Source organism: Lysinibacillus sp. GW821-FHT14F06 (assembly GCF_058803665.1).
Genome location: NZ_JBXAPF010000033.1, coordinates 43,037 through 55,652 on the forward strand (window position 1 = coordinate 43,037; position 12,616 = coordinate 55,652).

The 12,616-nt window shown below is 36.8% G+C and carries 9 protein-coding genes; 3 read left to right on the plus strand and 6 right to left on the minus strand.

Translation table 11 applies throughout. From position 1 onward, the window contains the following. Positions 1–735: 735 nt before the first annotated feature. From AC1RNS_RS21720 to AC1RNS_RS21740, 5 genes are all read right to left on the minus strand, one after another. Positions 736–1,647: a hypothetical protein gene (locus AC1RNS_RS21720; RefSeq protein ID WP_492995686.1), complete on the minus strand. Its 912-nt coding sequence runs from the start codon at positions 1,645–1,647 to the stop codon at positions 736–738. A gap of 80 nt (positions 1,648–1,727) precedes the next feature. After that, the gene (locus tag AC1RNS_RS21725; protein WP_492995687.1) at positions 1,728–3,410 is read right to left on the minus strand and encodes a methyl-accepting chemotaxis protein; all 1,683 of its coding nucleotides are present in this window, start codon (positions 3,408–3,410) and stop codon (positions 1,728–1,730) included. A 242-nt stretch (positions 3,411–3,652) separates the two neighbouring features. Then, positions 3,653–5,203: a YndJ family protein gene (locus AC1RNS_RS21730; protein WP_492995688.1), complete on the minus strand. Its 1,551-nt coding sequence runs from the start codon at positions 5,201–5,203 to the stop codon at positions 3,653–3,655. Then, complete coding sequence (locus tag AC1RNS_RS21735) at positions 5,172–5,783, minus strand: DUF4166 domain-containing protein (RefSeq protein ID WP_492995690.1); 612 nt, start codon at positions 5,781–5,783, stop codon at positions 5,172–5,174. Before AC1RNS_RS21735 ends, AC1RNS_RS21730 begins: the two co-directional genes overlap by 32 nt. After that, positions 5,780–7,018 (minus strand): DoxX-like family protein, encoded by a 1,239-nt coding sequence (locus tag AC1RNS_RS21740; protein ID WP_492995692.1) that lies wholly within the window; start codon positions 7,016–7,018, stop codon positions 5,780–5,782. Before AC1RNS_RS21740 ends, AC1RNS_RS21735 begins: the two co-directional genes overlap by 4 nt. A gap of 597 nt (positions 7,019–7,615) precedes the next feature. On the opposite strand from AC1RNS_RS21740, the gene AC1RNS_RS21745 reads away from it, so the two are divergent. The 3 genes from AC1RNS_RS21745 to AC1RNS_RS21755 are packed head-to-tail and all read left to right on the plus strand — an operon-like array spanning position 7,616 to position 11,380. After that, positions 7,616–8,077, plus strand: a complete 462-nt coding sequence (locus tag AC1RNS_RS21745) for a sigma-70 family RNA polymerase sigma factor (RefSeq protein ID WP_492995693.1) — start codon at positions 7,616–7,618, stop codon at positions 8,075–8,077. Between the two features lie 52 nt (positions 8,078–8,129). Then, positions 8,130–8,858 carry an ABC transporter ATP-binding protein gene (locus tag AC1RNS_RS21750; RefSeq protein WP_492995697.1) on the plus strand — a complete coding sequence of 243 codons (729 nt, stop codon included), beginning with the start codon at positions 8,130–8,132 and terminating at the stop codon, positions 8,856–8,858. Further along, on the plus strand, positions 8,858–11,380 hold the full coding sequence (locus AC1RNS_RS21755) for an ABC transporter permease (protein ID WP_492995694.1): 2,523 nt from the start codon (positions 8,858–8,860) through the stop codon (positions 11,378–11,380). The genes AC1RNS_RS21750 and AC1RNS_RS21755 overlap by 1 nt, the downstream gene beginning before the upstream one ends. A 256-nt stretch (positions 11,381–11,636) precedes the next feature. Here the strand turns inward: AC1RNS_RS21755 and AC1RNS_RS21760 are convergent, their stop codons facing one another. Then, entirely contained in the window at positions 11,637–12,161 is a 525-nt protein-coding gene (locus tag AC1RNS_RS21760; protein WP_492995695.1) for a tubby C-terminal domain-like protein, read from the minus strand. Between the last annotated feature and the right edge of the window lie 455 nt (positions 12,162–12,616).

Here is a 12,616-nt window from a genome sequence, read left to right on the forward strand (position 1 = left end):
ATATCAATTTTATTGTAATAAATTGTATATAGATGTCAATGGCATTTTCATGAAAGTTAAAGCCATTTTATATAAAATAATTACTAATGTTAATGGAGTCGTTACTCTTGTGAATTTGTATTCTCGAATACATTCGGTACCTTGTTTACACAAATTAACCCCTTTACATTAAGTGTAAATCTTCAAATACTACTCTAATTAATTTCATCCTATTTGTTATTATTATCTATTGTTTTATTTCTGTAATAATTATGTTTTTTCCTGCAGTGGGTGAACTACCGAAACAAGTCATAAAGGGGTATACCACCATATAAACTACAATACAAACAACATCACCTATTAAAATCCGTTACAAAACCTAAAATCAATCGCTTAAGAGTAAGGGGGCTTATAACCACTCCTCTTCCTTGAATTGTATTGATTCTAGTGACGAAGTATAAAAAATGTTTAATGCTTTAGAATAATCAGAACAAGACGAAAATATCTTACGTGATTCTATAGATTCGCTTTATCGTCGGAAATTATAGATAACAATATTTTAAATACCTTAACAAACAATTTATATAAACAATCCATCAGGAATATTGAATAAAATCTATACTAAAACCCCAAATTCCTATCTTATAACCTAATAATAAATCAACTTATATTTCTCTTTTACATTCCAGTACATCTGTTGAAAAAATAAAACCAGCAATAACCGATTATTTCGGTGTTGCTGGTTTAGTCCGATTATTATTTTTTACGTTTTACAAATAGAAAGCCCATTATGACAGCTACTAGTACAAGTAAGGCTGCAATCCATACAGTGTTTGATGAAGTTTCATTTGACTCTTTTGTAGATTGCTGTTGATCTATGGGTGTAGCGTTTTCTGATTGTACCTGTGTCTTACTCGTAGCTTGTGCGGGCGAACTTATTTGAATGTATTGAAGGGTAGGTGTGTCCGCAGACTGTCCTTCATGATGATCGCCGCTTTGGTCATGACTATGTTGATGACTGTCACCTGTAGTGAAAATCGATTTTTCTACTGTTTGTCCTACCCAGCTTTTAGCGTCTGTTGAATCTGAGAAAATACGTGGGTGCCCTGAAAGCATGTAGGTTGTGCCGTTGATGACCACTCCAGTCTCGTCACCTGTTACGACATCTTCAATTGTTCCAGTTGGTCCTTCTGAAAAGCCTCCCATTTGAATTAAGGAGTGTCCACCCATATCAACATCAAGTTGATCTGTTAGAAAAGAAATATATTCTTCTTTCGTTAAAGTCGCATCTGGTTTTTCCAGCTCTAGTTTATGATGAAATAAGGCTGTATTTATTTCTTTATACGTAATGTCACCCTCCAACGAAGACACGTAGTCCTCATTTTTGGCTGCTTGTGCTAGCTCATCAACTGTAGCGCCTTCAAGACCAAAGAAACCGCCTACCCAGCCCGCAAAATGTTTTCGTGATAAATTTTCTGTTGGATTTAAATTCATATCTTTTCCATTATAGCCAAGTAATCCAATGCTATGAAGCACCATGATTTCCTGTATCGTTGGAGCAGTTTCTGAAACATCTGCATAGAGCGTACTTTTATCCATAGTATGGGCATAGGCTACTGGAGCCATGAACAAAATGCTCATTAGTATTAATAGTAAATATTTTCTCACAATGATTCCACCTTCCAATGCATTAGTATACAAGCTAATTGTGATGAAAGTATGAAATTCCGATAGATTTAATACTAATTTTATAATTTAAATTTTTGAATGATTCTATTTAAATTTTCTGCCATCTCCGCTAAATTAGCTGAACTATTTTGAATTTCATCCATGGAGCTAGCTGCCTGTTCGATTGTGGCAGATGTTTCTTGTATCCCTGCAGCAGATTGTTCCGATACAGCGGCAATTTCATCCACTGATTTATGAATACTAGCTGTATTTTGAACTACCTCTTCTAGCTTCGTGGACATGCTGTCTATGTTGACAGACATTGAGGAAACTGCCTCATTAATTTGATTAAATGTTTCATTCGTTGAAGCAATTTGTGTTGTTCCTTTTTCAACCTCGCTATAGCCATTCTCCAGTGAAGAAGTAACTGTTTTAGCGTCTAATTGAACCTTTTGCACAATTTCTGTAATATCGTCAACCGAAACGGCCACTTGTTCAGCAAGCTTACGTACCTCATCAGCAACGACCGCAAACCCTTTCCCATGCTCACCTGCTCGTGCGGCTTCAATCGCTGCATTAAGCGCTAATAAGTTCGTCTGTGCAGCTATTTCCTGTATGACTGCAACGATTTTAGATATATTCTGTGTTTGTTTACTTAAACCATCCACCTTTTGAACAGCATCTTTCACAATAAAATGGATAGTGGTCATCTGCTCCGTAGATGTGTTCATTAAGTTCTTGCCCTCTTTCGTTAATGCCATGACATCCTGTGAATACTGATAAACAAACTTGCTGCTATTATTGACATCTGTCATCTTCGTATTAAATTCCATCATATTCGCGGCTACATCTGATGCATTGCTTGCCTGCAATTCTGTACCGTTTGCAATTTCAGTGACTGTATCGACAATTTGTGCTGTACCTGTCTTGACCTCTGTTGCTGATTGCATAAGCTCCTCACTATGTGCAGCTACATCGTTTGATACTCGTTGAATATGTGCTAAAAAACGATTCAAAATATCAGACATTGTATTGGTCGCTTCTGTTAGTTGCCCTACTTCATCACTTGATTTCACTATCAATGCAGGCTCACTTAAATCGCCATCTGTAATACGTTGCATACGATTCGTCACTGTAATAATAGGTCTTGAAATGACGCGCGCACTCATTAAGGCAATTCCAATTGACACAACAACAAGGATGATTCCAACGATAATACTGGTAATCTGCTTATTATCCCCAGCAGTAATAATGTCTGTACCTACAGTATTTATGGATTGCTTACGATTTTCTGCTAAGCCTTCATAGCCTTCTCTTATTTCAGTAGCCTTTGTGTCCATAGTGGCTAAATTTTTAGTCGCCTTTTCGATATTGCCCTGATCATAAACATCAAAGACATTTTTCTCAACATAGCTACTCCATTCCTTGGCCATTGTCGCAAATTTGTTAAATTCTGTTGATTCTGATAGTGCTAAACGAATTTTTTCATTTTTTAATGCACGTTCAACATTATCATCAAAAATATGCTTATATTTTTCATCACCCGAAAGCACATAACCTCTCGCCGCCGCAATTCTTAGGCTAATCGTTGAAGCGAGTTCATAGTCTGCAATTAAAAGTTGTAAGTCCTCTTCAATAATTTGCTCTGTTGCACTATTGCTCTGATTAACCGAATAGAAATTGTATCCTATGTACAAAATCACAATTACTACTACAATACTAAAGGAAAAAACAATTCTTTTACTAATTGACTTAAATTTCATGTTTAAATTCTCCTTATTTTTTGAATGAGGACCTTCGTTATTACTATTAGTAATCTATCATTATTAAAATAAACAAGGTTGATTTAATAATTTTTTCTATATTTAAAGAAATAACTAGGCAATTTTTAAGTAATTTTCAGCATATTTTGATTTCATTTTACAAACCCAAATGAACTATTGATTTTTTATAACCGGTATTTTTGAACTAAAAAGAACAGCCGTAAATATATTGGCTGCTCCTGTTATTTTTTCTCGATTTGATAATCAATTTGTAAAAAAGGTAAGCCAAAAATGCGCATTTTATGAACAGCTGTTAGTGTTTCATCTTTTTCAGTTATCATAAAATGTTCATGTAAAGGTAATTGAAATAAAAATTGATGGATGGCTAAATAAATGCCTGCTTCCCCATTATGAGCACTAGTCAAGTGTAAACGTCCATTCTCCTCATATAAATACAATACCCCTATCATCGTTGAAAATGGTAATGGCAGTGCAATATTCATATAAGTTGTTTGGTTTGTAGTATGCTTTGAATAAATGGCTACAAAGATTGTTTGTTTGCCGATTGCTCGAATCCAGGCACGTGGAGCAGGACGTCCATCTTGCTGTTCGTCTACTTTTACAATCCTCCCTGTCATCTCTATTTGCTGACTAGATAAGGGTAAATTTAACTGTTGTATGTAACGACTAAAGCCTTGATAAATCAAAGCAAATGGTTTAAACCAGGCTCTCCATTTGACAGATGCCTTTAAACGATACTGTTCTGTTTGCTCATAAAAATGCGGGATTGCAGGAGGTAATGCTGTTGTATTAACAAAATCATGAAGTACATCCACTAATCCTGGATGAGGATCATTTTGCTGACGTAGTTTCCCGCGAATTTGACTAACTGGAAATTGTACAGGTTGATGATTGGTTTTAGGAACAGCGATAGCCCACGCTAATACACCTACCGCCCCAAAGAATACACCATTGATAACACCATGAAATTTTAGCATTTCTGGTATCCCAACAGAATAATGCCCAAGCAAATTACCTAATGCATACAAGATTGACCATAAAATTGTGATACATAAAGAACCATAGGATATACGTAATAGTAAACCTTGAATTGCAGTAAGCTTAGTTTTTAGCACAAGTATAAATAAGCTGTAAATAGCTATGATGTATAATCCCACAGAAAAAACCTCTAGTATTTTAGAGAACGTAATGCCTAGAGCAACAAGAAACGGTCCACTCCATAAAACGACAAAAATCCAATTGAATAATCTGCTTTGATGAATACGTCCAAAAAGACCAATTGAAATCGCTAATAGGCAGGCTGAGTAATGAAAATGGATGGCTGTCAACCATGTAATTAATGGGGAGAAACCTGTATTGATTTTTGCTATAAAAGCAAAAAACCATAGTCCCCCAATAAATAAGTACATAAGTCCAATATCAATCGAAATTTCCTCTATATTTGTAAAGCCACGTTGTAAAAAACGCTTTACCCCTTGGATTGCTATAAACACTGTATAGATAACATAGATAAGAGCTAGAACAATAGCTATCCATCCTTCTGTCCACCAGTGAAGCATTGTAACTGCAACCATCATTGCAGCAATGACTACATCGCCGCCTCTAGGAAGGTCCACCACCATTTTTATCATTGCAGGTATAAAAATTAGCTGTGCAATGGTAAGTAACAGCAAAAAGGTAGGCTGCTCGCTAAAGCCAAAACAAATAGCTGCCAGTATAAATCCGAATAGTATAACAGGGTTACCTAGATTGTTGCGTAAATTCACCAGCATACATCATCAGCCTCCCTATCAATGGATTATGGATGGACACATGAATCGTAAACACATTTCTTTTATCATCAAAACCTTCCTCCACCACAACATGACCCTCCAAAAATCTTGGAAGCGCACATTCTATTTTGGACAAAACCAGACGTTGAAGACCTGAACGGATGAGCAATCTCCCTTCCCGTGTCACAGCAAAGTGCAAATCAGAATAAAAAAGAGCTGGTTCACCTAAATAATCCTTTACTATTTTATTAACTAAATCTACTGTCATTCTTGCATTAAAATATCTTGGTCTTTTGGGAAAGTGGAAGGCGCGTTCCCATATAACTTCAAGCTCACCACTTGGCAATGTTCGACAAGTATTACTAATCGAAAAAGGGATATTCTCACCTGACTCAGGGAACAGAAATTTTGTTTTAGTCGCCAAGGAATAAAAGGGACGCAGCCACTTTGCTCCCGATTCAATTTTATGCATAACTCCTGTCGCATAAAATGGTTGATCTACTGGCAATGTATAGCGCTCTTGAAGTTTTGGATGCAATTTTGTAAAATCCTCACCTAAAATGGTTTGATAAATGGTCATGTTGTCTCCTCTCGCTTCAGTATGCAGCTTCTGGCACTTGGCATATCTTTACTAATTATTAAACCGACTATGGACAATACCCATAACGCTAGATTAAAAGTCACTGGATTAAAGGGAGCAGCGGCTAGCGTCATTTCCGTAAGCAAGGTCCCTATTGTTAAAAGTGGAAAGAGGATAATTTGCGCCCCAAACAAAATGCGCTTTCTTCGTGACAACAGCCAACAAAGCGCGAGCAAAACCTCTGCTATACCAATCCCGATGACGATTTTGTTAGCATTACCAGAAGAAACTACTTCTATGGATGGCTTTGCCGTTGTTTTACTCAAATTCATCTCGATTTTGCTTGATTCCTCATTTGGTTCGCTCAGCTTGTTCCCGGATTTGCTCGGCTTCACCACAGTTTCGCTCGGCCCCAACTCAGATTCGCTCGGCTCCAACTTAGTTTCGCTCGGCCCCAACTCAGTTTCGCTCAACCCCAACTTAGATTCGCTCGGCTTCACCACAGTTTTGCTCGACTTCAACCCAGTTTCGCTCGGCTCCAACTTAGTTTCACTCAGCTCTACCCCAATTTTGCTCGGCTCCAACTCAGATTCGCCTGGTTGATGTAAATCTCTCTCTAGTATTTTCTCCACCAGCATGACCTCTGTCGGATGCTGCACAATGATTTTGGGAACAAACCCGTGATATAACCATACAAAGCAAAAGAGGATGCTTATTAAGGTCGTTAAAAAGAAACGTCGATACTGGGAAGCAGGATTTTCTCCCTTTTCAAGCCATCTCTTTAAAACATCAAAGCTTAGTGCTGTTGCCCAGCCCATCATCGGACGAAACATAGCGTCCAATAACTTCCCTAATTTTCTATAGCGAACATCATAATCATACTGTGTTAAAAATGTCAGCCCTTTTTCATGAGGGATATACTGCCAATAGCCCTTTCCCTCTGCAATAGGAGATATTTTTTGTGGTGTCCCAAAATGCAATGAAGATGTTTTAGTACCATCTTTTTTCTGGTGCTCTCCCTTACTTTCACCCCAGCCACGCACCACCACACCTGGCATTACCTTTGTTTCATAGGTAAATTGCTGGGGCTCTTCAGCAGATTTTTTCTCAATGTATGTAATGGAGGTAAAACGTAGATCCCACTGCTCATGAAGCTTCGGATTTTGTGTGTAGGTCCATGCCTCCTCAATAGGTGCAAGTATATCCACCTCTACATAAATAGGCTTTTTCTTCATGACTTACTCCTCCTTAATTATCAGACCTAATTAGATAGATTGTCCTTTTCAAGTTTAGTCGTTGCTTGAAAAAGTTAAGTATCTATTACACGATAATTTCCTCTTTTTTCTTTGGGGCTCTATCGTTAAATGATAGGCTGTTCCTCTTTCGAAAAAATCAATCTGCTATCCTTGTATTCTATATCTTCTTTTGTAAATCTATATTTGACATAGATAGTAATTATTCTCGTCTTCTTCAAGACAAACAACCTACAATCGCCCTTTATTAAGTTCATTCACTTTTTATGGATCATTCTTTAAATAGCTGTTAATAATAATTTTTCATCATCGTCAAGACTATCCTCCATTTTCAAATCGATTTATACTACTAATAACATTATAGCAGTAAATTGATTTATCACCATAAATTGGACAGTATTATCAAATTTACTCTTTTTCAAAAAAATTGAATCGAATTGGGCGTTCGCGAAGTCTAATGGGTAGAAGGAGGCGATTTTCATTACTACACAGCAAGTTTCACTAGTAGAGTTAGCTCAAAACGGAGATGAGCAGGCATTTTATCAGCTGATTGAACAGGAGCAGCATAAACTTTATCGCATGGCTTATGTCTATGTACAAAATGAAAATGACGCCGTAGAGGTTTTCCAGCAAACAATCATTCGTGCCTATGAGGGACTACCTCAGTTAAAGGAGCCACACTATTTTTCAACCTGGCTAACGCGCATTATTATTAATGTTTGTAAAACCTATATAGCAAAGAAAAATACGGTACAGCTTGTCGAACCACATACTTTAGAGGATTTTACTAGTACAACACATACATATATCGAAGAGGAGCTAGATCTTTGGCATTCTCTCTGTAAGCTTGAGGAAAAATATAAAACCGTTCTGCTACTCCGTTTTTATCAGGACTACTCAGTAAAGGATATTTCTACAATTTTACAATATCCTGAAGGCACTGTGAAAACAAATATCCGACGTGGCTTACAGGCTTTACGACAACAATTAAAGGGGGCATATATAGATGAATGGGTTCAATCCGTTGAAAGAGGTCATTAATACGATTCCAATACCTAATGGACGATTAACAGAGGTGCTACGTCTTGAAGGTATGTCCAAAGTCTTTCGACAAAAGCATCATACAGTACAAGCATTGAAAAATATTCATTGTACCATTTACCAAGGCGAAATGGTGGCTATTATGGGGACAAGTGGTTCTGGTAAAAGTACATTACTAAACATGATTAGCGCCATTGACGAACCAACTGAAGGCGCACTATTTTTATTTGGCGAAGAAGCACATGATATTTATCAGGAGCCAAATGCATCAAAATTCCGTAAAGAAAATATCGGCTTTATTTTTCAATCCTTTCATCTATTAAAAGATTTATCTGTGGAAGATAATATAGCGCTTCCCCTTATCCTCAATGATGTACCGAGTAAAGACATAAAAGTGCGCGTACAGCACATGATGGAAAAGCTTAATATTGCCGCGTGGGCAAAGCATCGACCAAGTGAGCTGTCAGGTGGGCAAAAGCAACGAGTCGCTATAGCCCGCGCCGTTATTGCAAATCCTCCTATCCTGTTGGCAGATGAACCGACTGGTGCGCTAGATGTGAATACGACGGATGAAATTTTAGAGCTTTTAGTGAATTTACAAAAAAATATGAATCAAACAATTTTACTCGTCACACATGATCCTTATGTTGCAACCTATGCGAATCGTGTATTATTCTTCCATGATGGGGCCATTGTAGATTCCTATCAGAATCAGCAAACGGCAGAGGATTTGGATTGTATTTTAGCGAAGTTCAAGCTAATTACTAGGGGTGATCTTTAATGTTTACGATGCGTAGCATTGCCGTGAAGCTATTTCGTGCAGCTTGGTCAAATGTATTAACGAGTATTAGTATTATCACGATTTCTATTTGTCTTGTGATGACAATGAGTGTTTATATATGGAATGCCAATAGTCAAATGAAAGAAAATATACAAGCACTATTTGGCGAAATGGATATAATGGTCGGTTATAATTCTGATCAAAATATGCTGCTAACTTCACAGCAAATCGAAAATTTCGAGGCAATACCTGGTGTTACAAATGTTTCTAGTGTGTCATTAGCTCAAACAAATGTTGAAAATGAAAAAAACACATCATTTTATACAGTTGGTGTTGAAAATGATGACTTAGTGAAAAGCCGCTACCATTTTAATGTCAATCTTGGCCCGAATGATGTTGTGATTACTGAAAATTTGGCACGCATCTTCCAAAAAAAGGTTGGCGATACGCTAAACATCACTTTCAGTAAAACAGTTGGAGATTCTATTGAAATAGATACAAGCAACTTTACAATACAAGAAATCCTTCCACCACTAAAAGGCACAGATAGTCCTAATTTTATCCTTATACAAAATAATGTGTTGAAAACATGGTTAGAATTTAGTGATAAACAAACTGCCGGAATGTTTGCCCTCCTTAAAACGGAAGATAATATGGCAACCTCCGTTGGTATAAACTTAAAACAGCTTGATGAAACATTACGTGTCGATATCGTGAGTGACATTGATGAAATTAAGAAAAATTTACAAGCATTAATGATTTTTATGATTGTGTTGTCATTCTTTATCTTACTTATTTCAAGTGTCTTACTACTATCAACATTCCAGCTATTATTCTACAAAATTAAAGAACAGCTAATAGTATTACGTGCACTTGGTGCCTCCACAAAGCAAGTAGGACGCATTGTACAATTGCAATTATCGATCATCATTAGCTTCGGTGTTTTGCTGGGGACAGTGGTCAGTTTATTGGTGATAAAGAGTTGGCTACCACAACTCGTTAGCTTAATGAAATTACCAGAAGCAAAAACTGATTTTCCTATTATTTTTGTTTTTGTGATTGCTATTGCAAGTTTTTTATTACTACAACTAATCACACAGTGGCAAGTTCATAAAAGCTCTAGTCTATTACCTTTACAAATTGCAACAGAGAATGAAAATTTAAGTTTACGTTGGGCAAGGTGGAAAACAATTGTTGTAATTGTTGTTGCAATCGCAGTCTTGTACTTATTTTCGAATGCCCATCTAGTTGGAAAGAGTACTGGAGAAGGTGCTCTTAAGATAATAATTGGCACATTACTTGTTAGTGGAGTTTTACTCTACATGATGCCATATCTCTTTACTGCACTATTTAAAATTTCATTGAAGCCCATTCGTACTATTTTTGGCAAAGAGGCATACTTAGCGTGTCAGCAGCTTATGCCACAGGTACGAAAAAATATGCCAATTTTACTTAGTATTATCGGGTTAATGGTTATTTTAACATTCGGTAGTTCATTATTTAAAACGATTCAGCAAAGCTCATATGGAAATATAAACTTTCAATATGAAACATCAATTAAAATTGAAAATGAATTAAATGCCCCTACCATTACACAAGCATTAATAGAAGAAATCGAAGCATTGCCGAGCGTGTCTTATGCCTATGCACAAAGTAATTATGCTACTATCGACTTATATATTGATGATTTCTTTGAATCCTCTGATATTATTGCGATAGATGTTCAAAAATATGTTCAAAAAAATAAGCTAAATGCTATTGAAGCTGATTTAGAAGATGGACTTATTATTACAAAAAGTTATGCACAAAAATATAAATTAGCAGTTGGGGATCATTTAAAAACAAGTGCTTATGATCTTGCATTACAGAAAAATGTCTCTATAGGCGAATTAAAAATCATTGAAATTGTAGATGCTCCAAATAATACTTCCGATTTAATGGTTGATTGGTCATCTTTCCTTTCAAATATTAATACGACCAGCATTGGTAAAACATATATTAAAGACATTATGGTGGAAACGGATGATACAGAACAGGCATTAGCTGAGCTTTCATTCTTACAAGAGCGTTGGCCAGCTTTAAAAATTACTGATAAAGAGACAATTATCAAGCAAAACGATGAAATGTTCTTCCAGCGTTGGAGCCTTTTTGTTGGAGTCTTTATTATTTTAATTGTCGCTACTTGTCTCGGGGTTTTGCAAACACTACTTCACTCCATTTACTCAAAACGAGGCGATTTTGCAATCCAACGGCTTATTGGTCTTTCACCAGGTGGGGTAATCAAGCTCATTTTAACGCAAGTGTTGTCCTTTGTATTGTATGGACTGGCTGTTGGCACATTTCTTGGACTCTTAGTAACGAAATTGATTAATACAATTGATGACAAGTCGCCTAAGTATTATGACTTCTTTACATTAGGATTGACGAGTATCGTCTTTTTAGGCACGACACTCATTGTTTTTACATTGCAAGGTTACTGGATTAGTCGTAAGAAACTAACGAATGAGATGATGGATATTTAATTGAAAACAGTCCCTAAAGGCACAACCGCCATTAAAAGATAAATTGGAGCAGCTATTGACGCTTCAAATCGAAATGACTTGAGAACCCACTCGTTGTTTATAAAGAGCATGTTTAGAATGATTAAAACATGCTCTTTAAATTTGTTTTATATCACAAAGCTTTATCGTTTCAGTTTATCGCCCTATAATTTAGATTTATCGCCCAACTATTTCATTCTATCGGACACTTTTTCAAATTTATCGACATCTACCACATTTACGCTCCTACAAACAACACAGCTTGTCCAATTGCACTAAAAAAAGCTTCATGCTGTATTGGACTGTTGTCTTCAATTTGTAGGGTTATCTCAAAATGAGTCTCACAAAAGATTGCCTGCCAGCGTGCAATCGGTTGATCTTCAACAGAAAATACAGACCAGTCTTCCATCTCTTTGTTGAGCTTAATTTTTTGGGTGCCATCTGTAATGATTAAATCAGGAAGCATTATTTGCCAGCCATCATAGGCAATCATATACTCTTTGCCTGTGACGAAATCCTTTCCTTGAAAATGCACGCGCCCACGACGGGACACCTTTTTGCATGTAAAAAGAGGCTGACCAGCGATATCACTGGCATCAAAGCGTACAAAATAGCGATAATCCATTGTGCGGTCAAATGCCTTTTTCAATTTATTCGAATAAACACGTTGAACAGTAGACGACACTTTCCCCGCTTCATTCAATATTGCTACTGATTCTGTTGATTCAATCGCCGCTGGTTGTTTGTATGTATAAATCTTCAATATATTCGCTCCTTCATTACTGTTGCTCCCTTTAAGCTATCACAAAATAAGCGCCAAATACAAAAGGTTGTATTTGACGCTCATAGTGTTGAAAAATTAAATAGTCAAGGGACTCTTTGTGAATACTACTAAGTCAAATGAAGATGATTTCCGTTCCAGGCTACTCGCTTTGTCGCTGACGCTTCGCTTTCGCGCAGAGCAAGGCTTCCTGTGGGCGAGTGACGAGCCGCTTCCTGCGCTGACGCTCCGTGCAGGGTCTCGTCTGTCTCACCTTGCACTCCAATCAGCAATAGTGTAGAACTTTAAATTTTCTTCCCTCAAAAGAAAAGTAAAGGCATGTTACTCACCATCATTAAATGGATAAAATAGTGGTACAATTCTACAGATGTTAACCTACATTTTATGCGTAAAACAAACTACTTTGTAACTTTACATAAAGTACTCCTCTGTTTTCA

Bases quoted from the DNA above. Each gene is read 5' to 3' on its own strand.
- AC1RNS_RS21740 (WP_492995692.1), bottom strand. From the start codon at position 7,018: ATGAAGAAAAAGCCTATTTATGTAGAGGTGGATATACTTGCACCTATT.
- AC1RNS_RS21755 (WP_492995694.1), top strand. From the start codon at position 8,858: ATGTTTACGATGCGTAGCATTGCCGTGAAGCTATTTCGTGCAGCTTGG.
- AC1RNS_RS21730 (WP_492995688.1), bottom strand. From the start codon at position 5,203: ATGCTGGTGAATTTACGCAACAATCTAGGTAACCCTGTTATACTATTC.
- AC1RNS_RS21735 (WP_492995690.1), bottom strand. From the start codon at position 5,783: ATGACCATTTATCAAACCATTTTAGGTGAGGATTTTACAAAATTGCAT.
- AC1RNS_RS21745 (WP_492995693.1), top strand. From the start codon at position 7,616: ATGGCTTATGTCTATGTACAAAATGAAAATGACGCCGTAGAGGTTTTC.
- AC1RNS_RS21725 (WP_492995687.1), bottom strand. From the start codon at position 3,410: ATGAAATTTAAGTCAATTAGTAAAAGAATTGTTTTTTCCTTTAGTATT.
- AC1RNS_RS21750 (WP_492995697.1), top strand. From the start codon at position 8,130: ATGTCCAAAGTCTTTCGACAAAAGCATCATACAGTACAAGCATTGAAA.